A 17,400-nucleotide genomic window follows, 5' to 3' on the forward strand; every position below is an offset into this window, starting at 1 on the left:
CGCTATGCGCACAATGGTCGGAATGGGTACCGCATCCGCCCGCTCCCGAGAGTCCCAGGGGACGTCGGCGAGGCCATCGACCGGCAGCGTGCTCGTCGGCCTCGCCACCGGGCTCGGACCGCTGCACCTGATCGTGGTCGGCCTGACGATCTCGGTGGCGGTGTGGGCGTGGTTCGCGATGATCATCGGGTCGGGGCCCGACTGGGACACGTTCGGCTGGACGTTCTTCCTCACCAGCGTCGCCGGCGGACTGCTCCAGATCATCGCGGTGTTCTGGATCGACGGCACCGGCAGCCTGCGCGAGCGGCTGACCGTCCGGGTGGCGGAGGGACCTCGCGGGGTCCCGCTGCTGCTGCTCGTGCCCGCCGTCGTGTACGCGATCGTCTTCTTCGCCTCGGCGCGCCCCGACATCCCCGCCGACGGGTTCGAATACGGCTGGAGCGTCTACCAGGCGATCGGGGTCCTCCTGATGCTCTCCGTCGTCGGCGCCGCCCTCGGCGGCGGGGTCGCGTTCATCATCATGGTGCCGATCGGGATCCTCGTCGCGGCGGTGCTCCCGCGCACTCAGGCTGAGCGAGACGGCACCAGCCGCAGCACCGCGTTCGGCACCATGACCCCGCTCAACCTGGTCGCCGGCGTCGCCATTCTGGCCGGCGCGGTGTCGTTCGCCATCGCGATGCAGTTCGTGCTGGCCGCGGGATCCGGGTCGACCCGCGCCGACATGGCACGTCAGTTCGTCGCGCTCGTCAGCCTCCGCGGCGGGCTCCTGCCGACGATCTGGGCGCTCGCGAGCATCGCCCTGATCGTGGTGGGCGCCGTCGTCAGCAACCGTGAGCAGGACGCTGGGCTGCGCCGCGCCGCACGCGCCGTCAGTGGGCCAGCGGCACCTCGATCAGGGTCCGGGTCGCACCCGCATCGGTGAGGGCGGGCATCAGGTCACCGCGGGTCTCGACCCGGCGGAACTCCCAGCCGTAGGCCGCGGCGAGCGCCGCCGTGTCCACGCTCTGCGGGGTGCGCATGACGCGCGCGTAGAGCGCGGGGTCGGCCGACGCGACCTCGAGCGTGTCGAAGATCGAGCCCCCGCCGTCGTCGCCGACGATGAGCTGCAGGCGGCCCTCGATCTCCGCCCCGCCGGAGCCGAGCAGCGACCCGGCGTCGTGCAGCAGGGCGAGGTCGCCCAGCAGCACCCGGATCACGCCGCGGTCGGCGGTCGCGAGCGCGATGCCCGAGGCGGTCGCGATGGTGCCGTCGATGCCGCCGAGACCGCGGTTCGCGTGCACGCGGATCCGCTTGCCGGCGGCGATCCGGTCGAGTTCGCGGATCAGCCGCGACGCCGCCACGACGAGCCGGTCGTGCGGCCAGGTGGCATCCCACACCGACCGTGCCAGCAGACGCCGCGTGACCGGCTCGCGCAGCTGGGCCAGCTGGTCGCGCGCCCACCGCGCCCGTTCGAGCGCGTCGTCGGTGAGCGCGGCACCGAGCGGCTCGTCCGCGCTCTCGTCGAGGATGCGGCGGGATGCCGTCACCCAGCGCCCGATCCACGAGCGGCCCGCCGCGAGACCGGCCTCGTCGGGGACGACCGTGACGGCATCCGCGAACCGCGTCACGACCCGCCCGGGGTCGTAATCGTCGCGGCCGGGGTGCGCACGACGACCGTCTCGACGCCGGGCCGCTGGATGAGGGCGGGCACCTCGCGGCTGAGCGTCGGATGCCCGAAGACCACCACCCGCTCGACCCGGTCGCCGAAGTTGCCGGCGTCGATGAGCTCCCGATACGCCGCGACGAGGTTCGGGCCGAACCGGGCGCCGCTCGACACCTCGGCCAGCAGCGGCGCGCCCAGCTCGCGCGCGACCTCCTCGGCCCGCTCGCCCGCGCGGTTGCCGGCGACGACCACCGTGCCGGGCGCGGGGCGCAGTTCGACGGTCTCGCCCGAGCGGGTGGGAGCGGTCCACGTACCCGGCTCGACCTCCGGGAGCCGCGCGTCGCCGGAGAGCGGCTCGCGGAACGCCAGATTCAGCTGCACGGGACCCGCGCCGTCGGCCGACGACGCGGCCGCGAGCGCCTCGCGCGCCAGCTCGGGGGCGCCCTGAGCGCCCGCAGGCGGCGGCACATCCCATGACCGGCGCACCGCCGACCCGAAGATGCCGTCCTGGATCGTCGCCTGATTCGCGCCGATGCCGCGCAGCTCCTCCGGGCGGTCGGCGGTCAGCAGCAGCAACGGGATGCCGGCGTGCGACGCCTCGAGCACCGCCGGATGGAGGTTGGCCACCGCCGTGCCCGACGTCGTGATCACCGCGACCGGGATGCCCGACTCCGCGGCGATGCCGAGCGCGAGGAAGCCCGCCGAGCGCTCGTCGATGCGCACGTGCAGCCGCAGCAGCTCGGCGCGCTCCAGCTGCGCGGCGGCGAGCGCGAGGGCCTGCGAGCGCGAACCCGGGCTGAGCACGACGTCGCGCACGCCGAGACGCACGAATTCGGCGAGCAGCGCGACGGCGAACTCGCTGGACGGGGCGGCGCTCACCCGGCGGGCTTCGTGTCGTCCGGGTTGCCCGCGGTCGGGTCGTCGCGCTCGGCGAGGCGGCGCTCGAGGTCGCGGATGCGCTGCGCCTGCTCCTGCTCCCGCGCGATCCGGCTCAGGAAGTCGGGATCGTCATCCGGGGCCCGCGGGCCCGAGCGCGGGGATGCCGCCGAGGGTCCCTCCGCCGCATAGCGACCGTGGTTGCGCGGCTCGAGCCGCTCGCGCCCGACGAAGAACCAGAGCAACGGCCCGACGATGAACAGCAGCAGCGAGATCAGCACCCATGCCCACTTGGGCAGCCCGCGCACCCGTGACGAATCGATGAGCGAGATGTCGACGATCGCGACGACCGTCAGCACCAGGTCGATGATCCCGGGGAGCAGGCGGAGCATGCTCGGATCCTACGCGCCGAGCCCGTGCACAGCGGCGGATCGTAGGATGCCGGGGTGCGCGCATGGATCCTGTACTCGGCCGTGCGCGTGGGGCTGTTCGCGGTGCTGTTCGCGGTGGTCTACGCGCTCACGGCACAGCTGTGGAGCTTCGCCTGGGCGGTCGCGGCCGTCGTCGCCGCCCTCCTGGCGTTCTGCATCTCGTACATCTTCTTCGGGCGGTTGCGCGCGCGAGCCCTTACCGAGCTCGCCGCGTCGCGCCGGCCCCGCGAGGCTCCGGCCGGCTCCGACGAGAACGCCGAGGACACGGTCATCGACCGCGACGCGTAGGCGGCCCTGGAGCTCACTCAGGCGGGCGCGAACAGCAGCGCCGCGCCCAGCCCCAGCCCGAACAACAGCGCCGTCAGCAGGGTGAGCTGCAGCGCCGTCACGAGCTCGCGCGGCGTCGTGCCGAACAGCACGATCACGATCGCCGGCAGTGCGACGATGAGCGTGAAGTACACGTAGCCGGCATTCAGGTAGAACAGCGTGAAGAAGATCAGCACCACGAACGGCACGAGCATCAGCACCACGTAGAGCACGAGGGTCGGCACCCGCCCGATGAGCACCGCGAGGGTGCGCTTGCGCGCGGCGCGGTCCCGGTCGATGTCGCGGAGGTTGTTGACGACGAGCACCGCGCACGCGAGCGCCCCCGCGGCCACGCCGCCGAGCCATCCCTCCACGTTGACCGTGCCGATCCTGGCCGCGCTGCTGGTCAGGACGAAGACCGTGCCCGCGACCGGGACGATGCCGAAGAAGAGGAAGACGGCGAGTTCGCCGAGCGCCGAGTAGCCGTACGGGCGCTTGCCACCCGTGTAGAACCACGCGGCGGCGATGCACACCGCGCCGACGGCCAGCAGCCACCACTGGCCGCTGCGCCAGACGACGAGCACGCCGGCGATCGCGGCGATCGCGAAGAACACGAGCGCGACCGTGAGCACCGCTCGGGGCCGGGCGCGACCCGAGCCGACGAGCCGCTGCGGCCCGACCCGGTGGGCGTCGGTGCCGCGCACGCCGTCGGAGTAGTCGTTGGCGTAGTTCACGGCGATCTGCAGCGCGATCGCGACGACGAGGCAGCCGACCGCGCGGAGCCAGTGGTCCCAGAGCTGGACGCCGAACGCCGCGGTGTTGGAGGCGGCGCCGTAGCCGATCGCGACCGCGGCGAGCGCGAGCGGGAGGGTCTGCGGACGCGCCCCCGCGATCCAGGTGCCGAGGGTGGCGGGACGGGCCTCGACGATCGGACGGCCGCCCGGGCGTCCGCTTCGCCCGCGGCCCTTCGAGCCGGATGCCCTGCCCTTCGCGGGCGCGGACTTCGCCTTCGCGGGGACGGCCTTGCCGCCGGATGCCGCCGCCGTGCGCCGGCCGACGTCGATGCGCTGCTGCTTCGGGCGTGCCACGGCCGGAAGTCTATCGACCGACCCCGGGCTACCCGCGCGCCAGCTCGGCGAGGGCGCGTCGGTCGGGCTTGCCGCTCGGCAGCTCGGGCAGCGCATCCAGGTGCACGAGGCGGGCGGGCCGCGCGGCGGCGCCGAGTTCCGCGCCGACCGCGGCGATCGCGGCCTGGGTGTCGGCGTACCCGGCGGTGAATGCGACCGGGGTCTCGCCCCAGCGCGGATCGGGGGCGGCGACGACCACGGCATCCTGCAGCCCGGGCTGCTCGCGCAGCACCCGCTCGATCTCGGCCAGCGCGACCTTGACGCCGCCGGAGATGAGCACGTCGTCGCGGCGTCCCGTGACGGTCAGCATGCCGTCGCGGAGCGAGCCGCCGTCGGCGGTGCGGAACCAGCGCGCCCCGCCGTGCATGACGAACCGCTCCGCCGTCAGCCCGGGATCGCCGAGATACCCCTCCGCGAGGCTCGGGCCGCCGAGCCACACCTCGCCGTCCTCGACGCGCACCGTCGCCCCGCCGACCGGCCGGCCGTCGTAGACGCAGCCGCCGCTCGTCTCGCTCGAGCCGTAGCTGCGCACGAGGCGCACGCCGGCATCCGCGGCCTGTGCCGCGAGCGTCGCCGGTGTCGCCTGCCCGCCGACGAGCACCGCCTGGAACCGGCGCAGCTCGGTGAGAGCGTTCCGGTCGTCGAGCAGCGTCGCGAGCTGGGCCGGTACCAGGGCGACGAGGCGCTCCGGGATGCCGAGCCGCCGCGCCGCGTCGACGAACCGTGCCGCGGTGAACGGCCCGCCCTCGAGCTCGACCGGATCGACTCCCGCGGCGAACGAGCGCACGAGCACGTTGAGCCCGGCGATGTAGTGCGTGGGAAGCGCCAGCACCCACTGGCCGGGACCGCCGAGCGCGGACTCGCTCGCGGCCGCGCTGGCGAGCAGCGCGTCGGCGCTCAGTGCGACACGCTTCGGTCCCCGGTCGAGCCGCTCGTCTCGACGACGAGCGCGATCCGCTGCTCGACCGTGCCGGGCAGCCCCTGCGGGTCGGCCCCCGGTGCCGCCGGCAGCACCGCGGGGCCCCCGCGAGCGCGGCGCGCAGCGCCACCGCGATCTCCGCCCCCCGCACCACCTCGAGCCTCCGCGTCACACCGTCACCCCGCGTTCACGGTGCGCAATCGGGGGTCGAATCCCGTCTCGTACCCCCAATTGGGGGCGGCGAGTGCGCCGCGACCCCCTATTGCGCGCACTCAACGGGCTCGGGCGGGTCAGAAGTGCCACGGGTAGGGGGACCAGTCGGGGGGCGCTTCTCGAGGAACGCGTCGCGACCCTCGAGCGCCTCGTCGGTGCCGTAGGCGAGCCGGGTCGCCTCGCCGGCGAAGAGCTGCTGCCCGACGAGTCCGTCGTCGACCGCGTTGAGCGCGTACTTCAGCATCCGGATCGACGTGGGGCTCTTGCCGAGGATCGTCTCGGCCATCTCGAGCGCCCGCGCCTCGAGCTCGGCGTGCGGCACGACCTTGTTGACCGCGCCCGTCTCGTATGCGCGCTGCGCGTCGTACTCCTCGGCGAGGAAGAACACCTCGCGCGCGAACCGCTGGCCCACCTGCCGGGCGAAGTACGCGCTGCCGTAGCCGGCGTCGAAGCTGCCGACGTCGGCGTCGGTCTGCTTGAACCGGGCGTGCTCGGCGGAGGCGATGGCCAGGTCGCACACGACGTAGAGGGAGTGGCCGCCTCCGGCCGCCCATCCGGGAACCACGGCGATGACGACCTTCGGCATGAACCGGATCAGTCGCTGCACCTCGAGGATGTGCAGACGTCCGACGCCGACCGAGCCGTCGTCGTACTCATAGCCGCTGCGCCCCCGGATGCGCTGGTCGCCCCCGGAGCAGAAAGCCCACCCGCCGTCCTTGGGGGACGGGCCGTTGCCGGTCAGCAGCACGGCACCGATCCGCGGGTTCTGCCGCGCGTCGTCGAGGGCGCGGGCGAGCTCGTCGACCGTGCGCGGCCGGAAGGCGTTGCGCACCTCGGGCCGGTCGATCGCGACCCGCGCGACCCGCCCGGTGGTGTCGTGGTGGTACGTCACGTCCTCGAGATCGGCGAAGCCGTCGACCTCGACCCAGCGCTCGGGGTCGAACAGCTCGGAGACGCGGTCGGCGCTCATGCGAGGGCTCCCAATCCGTGGAGGAGGACGAGCGGATTTCCGAGCACCGCGATCACGACGCCGAAGGTCGCCGCGACCACGCAGCGACGGCGCACGAGCGCGACGATCCCGACGATGAGCGCGGCGGCGCTGAACGCGTCGGCGAGGAGCGCCAGGACGGTGGCCGCGAGGTACCGCTCGGGGGCGTCGACCCCCAGCGCGACCGCCACCAGCGCCACCATGAGCACCGCGAGCGCGAGCGCGTAACGGCCGAGGGACGGCCTGCGCTCGCGCACGAGGCGATGCGACCGCGCGGGCGGCGAGGCGTCCGACATGGACGACAGCGGGGGCCGTGTCCGACGGCGCGGGCGCGGCGGTCGCGCGCGACGCGGCCGGCGTCGCCGACGCCGACCCCTCGGGGATCATGACCGGATCAGACAAGGCCGAACAGCGGCGCGACGATGTAGATGTTGCCTGCGAGCGCCAGCAGCAGGCCGAAGAGTCCGAGCACGCGGCCGAAGCCGGCCACGAGCGTGACGATCGCGAAGAACCCGGCGACGATGCTGAACGCGAGGGCGATCGAGGCGAGCACGACCGACGCGGCGATCGCCGAGAGCAGCAGCAGGATCGCCGCGGCGAGGCCGACGAAGAACGCGATGAACCCGGGCCAGCGCACGCGGCGCGTGCCGTCCATGCGCGTGCGCCGCACGTCGCTGCGCCAGAACTGCCCGAGCGTGGGCGCGACCGTGTACTCCGGCGGGATCGGCGGGATCCCTCCGCGTAGCGGCGCGATCCCGCCGCGCTGCGGGGCGACGCCACCGGTCTGCGGGCGATACCCGCCCTGCTGCGGGGCGATCGGCGGCCCGGACGACATCGAGCGGAGCTGGTTCGGCATCGGCGCGGGAGAACGTCCGGGCTGCTGCGAGTAGCTCATCGGGCCTCCTGACCGAGCGTCAGCCTACTCTGGGCACATGCCCGCGACCCCGCCCCTGCGTGAGCTGCGGGCGGGCGCGCGGGTGGTTGCGATCCCGCTCCGGCGGCGCTTCCGCGGCGTCGACGTGCGCGAGGCCGTGCTGCTGGAGGGCCCGGCCGGCTGGACGGAGTTCTCGCCGTTCGTCGAGTACGACGACGCGGAGGCGGCGACCTGGCTCGCCGCCGCGATCGACTTCGGCTGGAACGCGCCGCCCGCCGCCCGCCGCGATCGCATCCCGGTCAACGCGACGCTGCCCGCCGTGCCCGCGACCGATGTGCCGGCCGTGCTGGCGCTCTATCCCGGATGCCGCACCGTCAAGGTCAAGGTCGCCGAACGCGGGCAGGCGCTCGCCGACGACGTCGCCCGCGTGGCGGCGGCGCGCGCGGCGCTCGGCGCCGAGGGCCGGGTGCGGCTCGACGCGAACGGCGGCTGGAACGTCGACGAGGCCGAGCACGCCGTGCACGCCCTCGCGCCGTTCGACCTCGAGTACCTCGAGCAGCCGTGCGCGAGCGTCGAGGAGCTCGCCGAGCTCCGCTCCCGCCTGCACGACTGGGACATCCCCATCGCCGCCGACGAGAGCGTGCGCAAGGCCGCCGACCCGCTGGCGGTCGCGCGGGCCGGCGCCGCCGACCTGCTGGTGATCAAGGCGCAGCCGCTCGGCGGCATCCACCGGGCGCTCGAGATCGTGGGCGACGCGGGACTGCCGGTCGTCGTGTCGAGCGCCCTCGACACCAGCATCGGGATCGCGATGGGCGCCCACCTCGCGGCCGCCCTGCCCGAGCTGCCCTACGACTGCGGTCTCGCCACCGTCGGCCTGTTCGAGCGCGACGTCGTCGCCGATCCGCTCGTGCCGGTCGACGGCGCGATCCCGGTCACCCGGCCGGTGCCGGATGCCGACGCCCTCGACGCTCTTGCGGCGCCCCCGGAGCGCACGACGTGGTGGCTCGACCGCCTGGAGCGCTGCCACGCCCTCCTCGCCTCGCGGGTCGAGTAGCGGCGAGGTCACATCGTGGAGAGCCCGCTGTACGCGTGCAGCCCGTGGAAGAACAGGTTCACGATCGTGAAGTTGAACAGCACCGCGGCCAGTCCGATGATCGCGAGCCAAGCGGATCGGGTGCCGCGCCATCCCCGGGTCGCGCGGGCGTGGATGTAGCCGGCGAAGATGACCCACACGATGAACGTCCAGACCTCCTTGGTGTCCCAGCCCCAGTAGCGACCCCATGCGTGGTACGCCCAGATCGCGCCGGCCATGAGGGTGAAGGTCCAGAACGCGAAGCCGACGATGATCAGGCGCGACGACATCGCCTCGAGCGTCGCCGACGACGGGAAGGTCGCCAGGAACCGTCCGCGGGTCAGGCGCCCCTTCTCGCGCGCCTGCTGCAGCAGCTGCACGATCGCGAGCCCGCCGCCGACCGCGTAGAAGCCGGTGGCGAGCATCGCGACCGAGATGTGGATGTAGAGCCAGTACGACTGCAGCGGCGGCGACGTCGGCGCGACGGCGACGTAGAAGTTGGTGGCGGCGAGGCCGAGCATCAGCACGACGAAGCCGGTGATGTAGGCGCCGAGGAACTTCACGTCGCGCCAGAGGTTCACGACGATGAAGATGCCGACGATGATCGCCGTGCCGGTGAGCGAGAACTCGTACATGTTCGCCCACGGGCCGCGGTCGGCCGCGATGCCGCGGAGCACGACGGCGCCGACGTGCACGACCCAGGCGATGATCATGAGCGCGAACGCCGTGCGCTGGAACCGGGTCGCCTTGTTGACGCTCTTCGCCTGGCCCTCGGCGATGCGGGTGGTGACGCTGCCGACCCGTTCGAGCAGGGCCGTGCCGCCGCCGGCCCGTGCGGTCGTCGCGGCCGGCACCGCGGCACGAGCACTCGCCTCGGCGACGGGGATCGACCCGGTGCGCCGGCTCAGGTCGAGCACGTACATGACGAACGCGATCGCGTAGACGGCGATCGCCGAGTACGCCATCAGCAGCGAATAGGCGGCGAGGGTATCGGTCGTCACGGTCACATCCTAGGTATCGGTGTTCGGGGGTCGTCCGGACCGTCGGGGTCGCCCGGGTCACCGAGGGCCGCGCGGTGGCGCGCCGCCACCTCGGCGACGGCGGCCTCGAGGTTCGCGTCCTCGCCGCGGGCGAGGCCGGCGTAGCGCAGTCGCGTGCCGTCCTCGCCGGTGACCGCGGTGATCCACATGCGCCGCCGGGGCACGAACAGGCTGAGAAGCAGGCCGCCGAGGACGAGCAGCGCGAACACCAGCGCGGGAAGGGGCGTCGGGTCGTGGTGGATGTCGAGGCTGACGTAGCGCCGGATGCCGCTGAACGTGATCGTGCCCAGCCCGTCCGGCAGCGTCGCCGTCTGCCCGCGCACGAGGTCGATCGGCCCGCCGCCGACCGTCTTGCTGGTCGCGGGGTCGCGCCCCGCGGCGAGCTTCAGCTTCGCCACGTCGAGCGTGTACACGTTCTGCGGGGTGCCGCCGCCGAGGCCCAGGTCGCCGATGTACACCGACAGGAACACGTCGGCCTTCGGCGACAGCTGCGGCGCGGCCGACAGGATCTGGTCCTTGCCCGCCGGCGGCGTCGGCCGGAAGAAGCCCTGGATGCCGATCTGCGTCGGCTTCCCCGTGGAGTCGGTCAGCCCGTCGGCGACCTTCAGCACGCCGTTGCTCGTGAGGTTGGCATCCTGCGCGAGGAACGGCGTCGGCTCGTTCTTGACGACCGTGCCGTGGGAGTCCCGGATCGTGAGGATCGGCGCGTAGCCGTTGCCGAGCAGGTAGATCTGGGTGCCGCCGACCGTGATCGGCGCGTTGATCTTGAGCTCCTGCTTCGTCCACCCGCCGCCGGGGGTGCGGGTGCTCAGGCGGGTGACGTAGTCCTCCGGGTCCCAGGTGCCGGTCGTCTGGTTGAAGGCGTAGGTCGGCCGGAACGACTCGAGCCGCATCTGGTAGGGCTGCAGGTCGTCCACCGACGAGAACCGGCCCGGGATGAAGGAGTCGTAGTCGCTGCCGACGTTCGTGAACGTGGAGTCCTGCACGAGGATGCGCTGGCCGGTGTAGCCGAAGCCGCCGAAGACGCCGACGGTGAGCAGGATGCCGACGAGCGCGACGTGGAAGATCAGGTTGCCGGTCTCGCGCAGGTAGCCGCGCTCGGCCGAGACCGAGTCGCCGCCGCCGGGCAGCGGGTAGTTCTCGACCCGGTAGCCGAGGCGGCGCAGCACGCGGCGTCCCTCGGCGACGGCGGTGGGGGCATCCACGGCGGTCGTCGCCTCCGTGTAGCCGATCAGCCGCTCGAGCCGGGCGGGCGTGCGCGGCGGCTTCGCCACGAGCGCCTGCAGATGGTGCCGGGTGCGCGGGATGATGCACCCCACGAGCGAAACGAACAGCAGCAGGTAGATGGCCGAGAACCACGGCGACGCGAACGTCGAGAACACTCCGAGCGCGTCGAGGATCTTGTAGCCGTCGGGGTTCTGCTGCTGGAACTGGATGACGCCATTCGGGTCGGAGGTGCGCTGCGGCACGAGCGACCCGGGCACCGCGGCGAGGGCGAGCAGCAGCAGCAGGATGAGCGCCGTGCGCATGCTCGTGAGCTGGCGCCACAGGAAGCGGAGCCAGCCGACCGGCCCGAGCCGCGGCTGCTGGATGCCGGGGGCGGGCTCGGGCGCCTCGGCGTGGCCGTCGGGGCGGGCGCCGAAGCTCGTCGGCGCGTCGGAGTCAGAGCGGGACAGGTCAGAGCGGGACATTCGCGCCCACCCCGATCGAATGCACGACGACGCCCCACAACCCCGACACCATGAGCACGCCGATGACGATCAGCAGCGCGCCGCCCGCGATGTTGACGGCCCGGATGTGGCGCTTGACGAAGCGGACCGACGCGCCGACCCAGCCGAAGCCGATCGCGACCAGCAGGAACGGCACCCCGAGGCCGAGGCAGTACGCGACGCCGAGGAGCACCGCGCGCGCGAGGTCGCCCTGGTCGAGCACGAGCGAGGTCACCGCCACGAGGGTCGGGCCGACGCACGGGGTCCAGCCGATCGCGAAGATCACGCCCAGCAGCGGCGCGCCGATGAGGCCGGTGCGGGGCTGCCATCCGGGCTTCACGGTGCGCTGCAGGAAGCTGACCTGCCCGATGAAGACGACGCCCATGACGATGACGACGACGCCCGCGATCCGCAGGATGAGGTCCGACCACTGGGCGACGAACACGCCGACCGTGCCGACCAGCACCGTCGCGAGGATGAACACGACCGAGAACCCGAGCACGAACAGCGCCGCGCCGAGCAGCACGCGACCCCGGGTGCGCACCGCCCCGCCGGTGACACCGCTGACGTAGCCGAGGTAGCCGGGCACGAGCGGCAGGATGCACGGAGACAGGAACGACACCAGGCCGGCCGCGAGCGCGATCGGCACGGCGAGCCAGAGGCCGCCGCCCGCGACGATCGAGCCGACATCCATCAGGACGACGTCTCGGTCAGGGTGTCCTGGATGACCTCGCGCAGCACGCTGGTCTGATCCGTCGTGATCTCGCCGTCGAAGCGCGCCGCGACCCGGCCCTTCGTGTCGATGACGAGCGTCGTCGGGGTGGTGCGCGGCGAGAACTTGCCGGCGAACGCCGCCGCCATCGGCGCGTTGTTGCCGGTCTCGATCGTGATCGGGTAGCTGACGCCGTGCGCCTTCGCGAAGGCCGTCGCCTGCGGCGCCAGGTCATTGATGTCGACCCCCAGGAACTGCACGCCCTTCTCCCCCGAGCCGAAGTGGGCGTAGAGCTTCTCGAGGCGCGGGGCCTCGGCGATGCACGGCGCGCACTGCGCATACCAGAAGTTGACGACGACGACGTCGCCGCGCAGCTCGGAGCTCGACACCGTGCCGCCGGTCGACGTCGTCGCCGTGAAGCTGATCGGCGCGGTGCGACTGCCGGGCGCGATCACCCGCGTCGTGCCGTCGCCCGAGGTGTAGTCGCCGCCGGTGTAGCTGCCGGCGATCCCGTCACCCGACGAGCAGCCGGCCAGTGCGAGGATGCCGCCACCAGCACGACCGCCGCCGCCCGCATCCGGCGTCCGCGCGCGCTCACACCGCCCCCTGGTCGACGGCCCCGGCCAGCAGCTCCGCGGCGGGCTCCTCGTAGGAGACCTCGACGAAGCGGCCGTCGCGCAGGGCGAGGCTCGTGATGCTCGACAGGGCGCACCGCCGGTTGCGCGGATCGGTCGCGAGCGGCCTGCCCTGCACGGTGCGGGCGGCCATCCAGATCGGCGACTGGTGGCTGACGAGCACCACCTCGCCGCCGTCGACCGAGGCGTGGGCGTCGTGGATCGCGGCCATCATCCGGGCGGCGATCGCCGCGAACGGCTCGCCCCAGCTCGGCCGCCACGGGTTGCGGAAGTGCCGGGCGAGCAGCGGATTCGCCCGGACCGCGCGCCGGATGTTGGTGCCCTCGAAGACGTTGGTCGGCTCGATGATGCGCTCGTCGATCTCGAGGCCCGCCGCGGGGTGGAACAGGTCCAGCCACGGCTGCGCGCTCTCCCGGGTGCGGGTGAGCGGGCTCGCGATCACGCGCCGGATGTCGTGGCCGGCCAGCGACCGCGCCGCGAGTCGCGCCATGTCGCGGCCCCGATCGCTCAGGTGGAACTCCGGCATCCGGCCGTAGAGCACCCCGGCGGGATTGAAGACCTCGCCGTGGCGCACCAGGCGGACGAGGTCGGCGGACACGCTCCGGATTCTACGGGCGGCTGCCTGAAGCTCCGCCGACGGACGAACCGGCCGCCCGTCGGCGCGGGCCGTAAACTCGGTGCCCGTGACCTCTCGCACGCTCGTCGCCGACCTGGCCGCCGCGATCGACGGACCCGTGTCCGTCGCCGGATGGGTCGACACGGTGCGCGACCAGAAGAAGGTGCAGTTCGTCGTGCTCCGCGACGAGTCCGGCGCCGTGCAGCTCGTGCACCCGCGCACCGACGCGGGCGAGGACCCGCAGCCCGACCCGATCGCCGACGCGATCTCCGCGCTCACGGCGGGCACCTTCATCCGGGTCGAGGGCGACCTCAAGCACGACGAGCGGGTCAAGCTCGGCGGGCTCGAGGTCAAGGTCGGCCGGCTCGACGTCGCCGCCGCCGCGCTCGACTCCCCCATCGCGGAGGACTCGTCGATCGACAAGCGCCTCGACTACCGCTGGCTCGACCTGCGCCGGCCCGAGATGAACCTGCTGTTCCGCGTGCAGACGACGCTGCTGCACGCGATGCGCACCTGGTGGGTCGACAACGGCTACATCGAGATCCACACGCCGAAGCTCATGGCCTCGCCGTCGGAGTCGCGCGCCGAGCTGTTCCAGGTGCCGTACTTCGAGACGACCGCCTACCTCGCGCAGAGCCCGCAGCACTTCAAGCAGATGGGCCAGGCCGCCGGCTTCGGCAAGGTCTTCGAGATCGGGCCCGCCTTCCGGGCCGACCCGTCGTTCACGTCGCGGCATGCCACCGAGTTCGTGTCGGTGGATGCCGAGATCAGCTGGGTGGACTCCCACGAGGACGTCATGGCGATGCACGAGCAGCTGCTCGCCGCCGCGTTCGCCGCCGTGAAGGAGAAGCACGGCGCCGAGATCGAGGCGCTGTTCGGCGTCGAGGTGACCGTGCCGTCGCTGCCGTTCCCGCGCATCCCGCTCGCCGAGGCGAAGGAGATCGTGGCCGCCCGCGGCTACACCGTGCCCCGGCACGACGCTGACATGGACCCGGAGGGCGAGCGCCGCATCTCGGAGTACGTGAAGGAGCAGCTCGGGCACGAGTTCGTGTTCCTCACCGACTACGCGTCGAGCATCCGGCCCTATTACCACCGCCGCCACGACGACGACGCGGGCCTCACCAACAGCTACGACCTCATCTTCAACGGCGCGGAGATCTCCACCGGCGCGCAGCGCGAGCACCGTATCGACGTGCTCGTCGCCCAGGCGCAGGACAAGGGTCTGAACCCCGACGAGATCGGCGAGTACCTCGAATTCTTCAAGTACGGGGTGCCTCCGCACGGCGGCTTCGGCATGGGCCTCGCGCGCGTGCTGATGCTGCTGCTGCACCTGCCGTCGATCCGCGAGGTCATCTACCTGTTCCGCGGGCCGAACCGCCTGGAGCCGTAGCGCGCGCCGTCAGGGCCAGAGACTGCGCACCCGCGGCACCGCGGCGAGGATCGCGGCGCCGTCGACGGTCACGCGGCTCTCCAGGATGCCGCGCTCGCGCCATTCCGCGACGAGTTCCATCGGACCCTCGGGCGGCAGCGGCCACAGCCACAGCCCGTGGTGCTGGTCGTAGCGCTCATCGCCGCCCCCGCCTCCGCCGCCGTTCGCGAACGACAGCGACCACCCCTCGGGCTGCTCGTCCCACGCCCTGCCGTGCGGGAATCCACCGAACTCCGCCGTGGATCCCTCGGCGAGCACGACGCGCCAGTGCAGCTCGTCACCCGGCGGATCCTCCCGCCGTCCGAACCCGCCGTGCAGGATCCAGCTCCAGTCCTTCGCCGTCTCCCCCAGCCGCCGGAGGACGGAATCGACGCGGATCACCACACCCGTCGAGTACACCTCGAGCGCCGACACCGCCAGCACCGTGCCGGCCGTGCGGGCGAGCACCTCGCCGATCGGCAGCAGCACGGGAAGCTCGTCCTGCGGCGGCTGCACCCATGCGGGAACCGCCGGGCGCTCGCCGGGATCGCCGGAACTCGAGTACAGCCGCTGCATCAGCGCGCGGCCACCGAGACGGGCATCGCCTCGGCGAGCTGCTCGACCGCGATGTCGAGCCGCAGGTCGAGGCCGGCGTCGAGCACCTCGCCGTCGGGGCGGATGCGGTTCGGCGCGTGCGAGACGCTCACCGGGTCGACGAGCGCGGCATCCATCGCCAGCAGGGTCGGCACGAGGGCGGCGAGGCCCCGGATGCCGCCCGTCTGCCCGGGCGATGCCGACATGAGCAGCACCGGCTTGCCGTACAGCCCGGTCGACCCGACGAGCCAGTCGAGCGCGTTCTTGGTGACGCCGGACGGGGCGTGCACGTACTCCGGCGACGCGATGATCGCGGCGGCGCAGCCTTCCGCGAGCAGGCGCAGCTCGCGAGCCGCGGTCGGCATCCGGTCGGGAGTGTCGAGCCCGGGATCGAAGAGCGGCAGCTGCGGCACGAGGTCGTCGCCGAGCAGCTGGAGGCCCGGCGCACGGCGCTCGATCGCGCGCAGGAGCCCGCGGTGCAGCGAGTCGGCACGCAGGCTCCCGCAGATCGCGAGCACCGGCGTCCGCAGCATGTCGGCAGGCTAGACCGGGCTCGCGCTCGTGGCTAGACCCGACGTCCTGCCGCGTCGAGGGCGCCGACCAGGCGGGCGCGGTCGACGCGCCAGATCGTATGCACGCGGTCGTCGATCAGCACGACCGGGATCTCCTCCGCGTACTCGCGTTCCAGCTCCGCATCGCCGACGATCGAGCGCTCCTCGAACGCGACCTCCGGGTACCCGCCGAGCACGTCCTGCACCAGCGCGCGCGCGTCGTCGCACAGGTGGCATCCGGGTCGGGTCAGCAGCGTCAGTCGCGGCACGCCGCCAGCCTAGGCGGCGACCTGCCCGGGCGTCCGGTGCGGGCACGCGGCTAGCATGGATCGATGCCCGAGGAGCCGCTGCCGCCGAGCGACCGGCCCATCCTGGCGCTGTTCGACGTCGACAACACGCTCATGCGCGGCACGAGCCTGTTCCAGCTCGGGCGCGAGGCGTGGAAGCGCCGCATCATCCGTGCTCGCGACATCGCGCTGTTCGGCTGGCACCAGGTGCGCTTCATCATGGTGGGCGAGAACGACGAGCACCTCGCGTCGTCGAAGGAGCGGGCGCTCGGGCTGCTCGGCGGGCATTCGGAGGCCCAGATCCTGGAGCTCGCCGACTCGATCTGGGAGCACCGGATCCGTCCGCGGCTCTACCCCGACACCGTGAAGCTCGCCCAGGACCACATCGCCCGCGGGCACCAGGTGTGGCTCGTCTCGGCGACGCCGCTCGTCATCGGCGAGCGCATGGCGCAGAAGCTCGGGCTGACCGGCGCGCTCGGCTCGCAGTTCGAGTCCAAGGACGGCGTCTTCACCGGCCGGATCATCGGCCACATCCTGCACCACGAGCGCAAGGCGGAGGCGGTCCGCGAGCTCGCCGAGCGCGAGGGGGCCGACCTCGCCGAGAGCTGGGCGTACTCCGACAGCCGCAACGACATCCCGCTGCTCGAACTCGTCGGCCACCCCACGGTCGTGAATCCGGATGTCGCCCTCATGAAGCACGCGCACGATCACCACTGGCCGATCATGCGGCTGCGACCCTCGAGCATCCGCGAGGCCCGGCGACGCCTGCGCCGCGAGGCCCGCGACGCGAAGAAGGTCACGGAGTAGCAGCTCGCGTTCGGCATCCGCACCCACGCTCCGCAACCGCTACACGGTTTGCCATCCGTGCAGGTGCGCGCGGGCACCATCCGATGGCAAACCGCCGATCGGTTGCGCAGCAAAGCCGGGGGCGGTGCACCCCGCACATGCAGAACGCCCGGCCGGAGCCGGGCGTTCGTGCACTACTTCTTGTTGCGACGCTGGTGCCGCGTCTTGCGCAGCAGCTTGCGGTGCTTCTTCTTCGCCATGCGCTTGCGGCGCTTCTTGATGACGGAGCCCATACTTCACCTCATTCGATTCGATCGGACCACCGGCCGGGTTCCGAAACGAACCGCGGGGAAAGTCAACCGCAGAAGTCTAGCCCAGGCCGGATTCAGCCCGCGTCGCGCTCGGCCCCGGGGGCCGCGATGACCTGCGCGACCGCCGACTCCGGGATCCGGTAGGAACGCCCGAAGCGCACGGCCGGCAGTTCGCCGGCGTGCACGAGCCGGTAGACGGTCATCGACGAGACGCGCATCATGTCGGCGACCTCGGCGACGGTGAGGAAGCGGACGTCCGAGAGATCGGCCATCGACACCCCTTCTGTGGGGGCGCTCGCTGTT

22 protein-coding genes and 1 pseudogene are annotated in these 17,400 nt (G+C 72.7%); 5 read left to right on the plus strand and 18 right to left on the minus strand.

The window, feature by feature from the left end; translation table 11 throughout:
* The first annotated feature begins 22 nt into the window (after window positions 1–22).
* On the plus strand, window positions 23–922 hold the full coding sequence (locus QQK35_RS07845; protein ID WP_284253681.1) for a hypothetical protein: 900 nt from the start codon (window positions 23–25) through the stop codon (window positions 920–922).
* Here QQK35_RS07845 and QQK35_RS19715 read toward each other — a convergent pair.
* The 3 genes from QQK35_RS19715 to QQK35_RS07855 are packed head-to-tail and all read right to left on the minus strand — an operon-like array spanning window position 870 to window position 2,910.
* Window positions 870–1,607, minus strand: a complete 738-nt coding sequence (locus tag QQK35_RS19715; protein ID WP_348534909.1) for a thiamine pyrophosphate-binding protein — start codon at window positions 1,605–1,607, stop codon at window positions 870–872. The two genes, QQK35_RS07845 and QQK35_RS19715, sit on opposite strands and share 53 nt — an antisense overlap.
* Entirely contained in the window at window positions 1,604–2,521 is a 918-nt protein-coding gene (menD, locus tag QQK35_RS19720) for a 2-succinyl-5-enolpyruvyl-6-hydroxy-3-cyclohexene-1-carboxylic-acid synthase (protein WP_348534910.1), read from the minus strand. The genes QQK35_RS19715 and menD overlap by 4 nt, the downstream gene beginning before the upstream one ends.
* Window positions 2,518–2,910 carry a PLD nuclease N-terminal domain-containing protein gene (locus QQK35_RS07855; protein ID WP_284253682.1) on the minus strand — a complete coding sequence of 131 codons (393 nt, stop codon included), beginning with the start codon at window positions 2,908–2,910 and terminating at the stop codon, window positions 2,518–2,520. Before QQK35_RS07855 ends, menD begins: the two co-directional genes overlap by 4 nt.
* A 54-nt stretch (window positions 2,911–2,964) precedes the next feature.
* Here QQK35_RS07855 and QQK35_RS07860 point away from each other — a divergent pair, with 54 nt between their 5' ends.
* A complete protein-coding gene (locus tag QQK35_RS07860) occupies window positions 2,965–3,237 on the plus strand; it encodes a DUF4229 domain-containing protein (RefSeq protein ID WP_284253683.1) in 273 nt (90 codons plus the stop codon).
* A 17-nt stretch (window positions 3,238–3,254) separates the two neighbouring features.
* Here QQK35_RS07860 and QQK35_RS07865 read toward each other — a convergent pair whose 3' ends face one another.
* The 5 genes and pseudogenes from QQK35_RS07865 to QQK35_RS07885 form a co-directional block, all read right to left on the minus strand.
* On the minus strand, window positions 3,255–4,343 hold the full coding sequence (locus QQK35_RS07865) for a 1,4-dihydroxy-2-naphthoate polyprenyltransferase (RefSeq protein WP_425564923.1): 1,089 nt from the start codon (window positions 4,341–4,343) through the stop codon (window positions 3,255–3,257).
* Between the two features lie 28 nt (window positions 4,344–4,371).
* Window positions 4,372–5,283 (minus strand): AMP-binding enzyme, encoded by a 912-nt coding sequence (locus QQK35_RS07870; RefSeq protein ID WP_348535002.1) that lies wholly within the window; start codon window positions 5,281–5,283, stop codon window positions 4,372–4,374.
* A 308-nt stretch (window positions 5,284–5,591) separates the two neighbouring features.
* A pseudogene (locus QQK35_RS07875) lies at window positions 5,592–6,484 on the minus strand (1,4-dihydroxy-2-naphthoyl-CoA synthase).
* Window positions 6,481–6,759 (minus strand): hypothetical protein, encoded by a 279-nt coding sequence (locus tag QQK35_RS07880; protein WP_284253684.1) that lies wholly within the window; start codon window positions 6,757–6,759, stop codon window positions 6,481–6,483. Before QQK35_RS07880 ends, QQK35_RS07875 begins: the two are co-directional and overlap by 4 nt.
* Window positions 6,760–6,896: 137 nt before the next feature.
* Complete coding sequence (locus tag QQK35_RS07885) at window positions 6,897–7,397, minus strand: hypothetical protein (protein ID WP_284253685.1); 501 nt, start codon at window positions 7,395–7,397, stop codon at window positions 6,897–6,899.
* Between the two features lie 37 nt (window positions 7,398–7,434).
* Here QQK35_RS07885 and QQK35_RS07890 point away from each other — a divergent pair, with 37 nt between their 5' ends.
* Window positions 7,435–8,430, plus strand: a complete 996-nt coding sequence (locus tag QQK35_RS07890) for an o-succinylbenzoate synthase (RefSeq protein ID WP_284253686.1) — start codon at window positions 7,435–7,437, stop codon at window positions 8,428–8,430.
* 8 nt (window positions 8,431–8,438) lie between these two features.
* On the opposite strand, the gene ccsB is transcribed toward QQK35_RS07890, so the two are convergent.
* From ccsB to QQK35_RS07915, 5 genes are all read right to left on the minus strand, one after another.
* Complete coding sequence (gene ccsB, locus QQK35_RS07895; protein WP_425564924.1) at window positions 8,439–9,449, minus strand: c-type cytochrome biogenesis protein CcsB; 1,011 nt, start codon at window positions 9,447–9,449, stop codon at window positions 8,439–8,441.
* A gap of 2 nt (window positions 9,450–9,451) precedes the next feature.
* The gene (gene resB / locus QQK35_RS07900) at window positions 9,452–11,179 is read right to left on the minus strand and encodes a cytochrome c biogenesis protein ResB (RefSeq protein WP_284253687.1); all 1,728 of its coding nucleotides are present in this window, start codon (window positions 11,177–11,179) and stop codon (window positions 9,452–9,454) included.
* On the minus strand, window positions 11,166–11,891 hold the full coding sequence (locus QQK35_RS07905) for a cytochrome c biogenesis CcdA family protein (protein ID WP_284253688.1): 726 nt from the start codon (window positions 11,889–11,891) through the stop codon (window positions 11,166–11,168). Before QQK35_RS07905 ends, resB begins: the two co-directional genes overlap by 14 nt.
* Window positions 11,891–12,364, minus strand: coding sequence for a TlpA family protein disulfide reductase (locus tag QQK35_RS07910; RefSeq protein ID WP_284253689.1), 474 nt, complete (start codon window positions 12,362–12,364; stop codon window positions 11,891–11,893). The genes QQK35_RS07905 and QQK35_RS07910 overlap by 1 nt, the downstream gene beginning before the upstream one ends.
* A 139-nt stretch (window positions 12,365–12,503) precedes the next feature.
* A complete protein-coding gene (locus QQK35_RS07915) occupies window positions 12,504–13,142 on the minus strand; it encodes a histidine phosphatase family protein (RefSeq protein WP_284253691.1) in 639 nt (212 codons plus the stop codon).
* 85 nt (window positions 13,143–13,227) lie between these two features.
* Here QQK35_RS07915 and aspS point away from each other — a divergent pair, with 85 nt between their 5' ends.
* Window positions 13,228–14,550: an aspartate--tRNA(Asn) ligase gene (gene aspS, locus QQK35_RS07920; RefSeq protein WP_284253692.1), complete on the plus strand. Its 1,323-nt coding sequence runs from the start codon at window positions 13,228–13,230 to the stop codon at window positions 14,548–14,550.
* 9 nt (window positions 14,551–14,559) lie between these two features.
* Here aspS and QQK35_RS07925 read toward each other — a convergent pair whose 3' ends face one another.
* Genes QQK35_RS07925 through QQK35_RS07935 form a run of 3 tightly spaced genes read right to left on the minus strand, consistent with a single transcriptional unit; the run spans window position 14,560 to window position 15,982 of the window.
* Window positions 14,560–15,144: a hypothetical protein gene (locus QQK35_RS07925; protein WP_284253693.1), complete on the minus strand. Its 585-nt coding sequence runs from the start codon at window positions 15,142–15,144 to the stop codon at window positions 14,560–14,562.
* Window positions 15,144–15,695 (minus strand): NADPH-dependent FMN reductase, encoded by a 552-nt coding sequence (locus QQK35_RS07930; RefSeq protein ID WP_284253694.1) that lies wholly within the window; start codon window positions 15,693–15,695, stop codon window positions 15,144–15,146. Before QQK35_RS07930 ends, QQK35_RS07925 begins: the two co-directional genes overlap by 1 nt.
* Window positions 15,696–15,727: 32 nt before the next feature.
* Window positions 15,728–15,982 (minus strand): glutaredoxin family protein, encoded by a 255-nt coding sequence (locus QQK35_RS07935; RefSeq protein ID WP_284253695.1) that lies wholly within the window; start codon window positions 15,980–15,982, stop codon window positions 15,728–15,730.
* A 63-nt stretch (window positions 15,983–16,045) separates the two neighbouring features.
* Here QQK35_RS07935 and QQK35_RS07940 point away from each other — a divergent pair, with 63 nt between their 5' ends.
* On the plus strand, window positions 16,046–16,807 hold the full coding sequence (locus QQK35_RS07940; protein ID WP_284253696.1) for an HAD family hydrolase: 762 nt from the start codon (window positions 16,046–16,048) through the stop codon (window positions 16,805–16,807).
* A gap of 173 nt (window positions 16,808–16,980) precedes the next feature.
* Here the strand turns inward: QQK35_RS07940 and QQK35_RS07945 are convergent, their stop codons facing one another.
* The gene (locus tag QQK35_RS07945) at window positions 16,981–17,079 is read right to left on the minus strand and encodes a 30S ribosomal protein bS22 (RefSeq protein ID WP_003792170.1); all 99 of its coding nucleotides are present in this window, start codon (window positions 17,077–17,079) and stop codon (window positions 16,981–16,983) included.
* Between the two features lie 92 nt (window positions 17,080–17,171).
* Window positions 17,172–17,369, minus strand: a complete 198-nt coding sequence (locus tag QQK35_RS07950; protein ID WP_284253697.1) for a helix-turn-helix domain-containing protein — start codon at window positions 17,367–17,369, stop codon at window positions 17,172–17,174.
* Between the last annotated feature and the right edge of the window lie 31 nt (window positions 17,370–17,400).

It is taken from the genome of Pseudolysinimonas kribbensis (genome assembly GCF_030161895.1).
In the GTDB taxonomy this organism is placed as follows: Bacteria; Actinomycetota; Actinomycetes; order Actinomycetales; family Microbacteriaceae; genus Pseudolysinimonas; species Pseudolysinimonas kribbensis.

What these genes read in the sequence shown, in the direction of transcription:
- QQK35_RS07855 (WP_284253682.1), bottom strand. Translation starts at nt 2,910, where the DNA reads ATGCTCCGCCTGCTCCCCGGGATCATCGACCTGGTGCTGACGGTCGTC.
- QQK35_RS07950 (WP_284253697.1), bottom strand. Translation starts at nt 17,369, where the DNA reads ATGGCCGATCTCTCGGACGTCCGCTTCCTCACCGTCGCCGAGGTCGCC.
- QQK35_RS07945 (WP_003792170.1), bottom strand. Translation starts at nt 17,079, where the DNA reads ATGGGCTCCGTCATCAAGAAGCGCCGCAAGCGCATGGCGAAGAAGAAG.
- QQK35_RS07925 (WP_284253693.1), bottom strand. Translation starts at nt 15,144, where the DNA reads ATGCAGCGGCTGTACTCGAGTTCCGGCGATCCCGGCGAGCGCCCGGCG.
- QQK35_RS07885 (WP_284253685.1), bottom strand. Translation starts at nt 7,397, where the DNA reads ATGAGCTACTCGCAGCAGCCCGGACGTTCTCCCGCGCCGATGCCGAAC.
- QQK35_RS07905 (WP_284253688.1), bottom strand. Translation starts at nt 11,891, where the DNA reads ATGGATGTCGGCTCGATCGTCGCGGGCGGCGGCCTCTGGCTCGCCGTG.
- QQK35_RS07845 (WP_284253681.1), top strand. Translation starts at nt 23, where the DNA reads ATGGGTACCGCATCCGCCCGCTCCCGAGAGTCCCAGGGGACGTCGGCG.
- QQK35_RS07890 (WP_284253686.1), top strand. Translation starts at nt 7,435, where the DNA reads ATGCCCGCGACCCCGCCCCTGCGTGAGCTGCGGGCGGGCGCGCGGGTG.
- resB (WP_284253687.1), bottom strand. Translation starts at nt 11,179, where the DNA reads ATGTCCCGCTCTGACCTGTCCCGCTCTGACTCCGACGCGCCGACGAGC.
- QQK35_RS07930 (WP_284253694.1), bottom strand. Translation starts at nt 15,695, where the DNA reads ATGCTGCGGACGCCGGTGCTCGCGATCTGCGGGAGCCTGCGTGCCGAC.
- QQK35_RS07940 (WP_284253696.1), top strand. Translation starts at nt 16,046, where the DNA reads ATGCCCGAGGAGCCGCTGCCGCCGAGCGACCGGCCCATCCTGGCGCTG.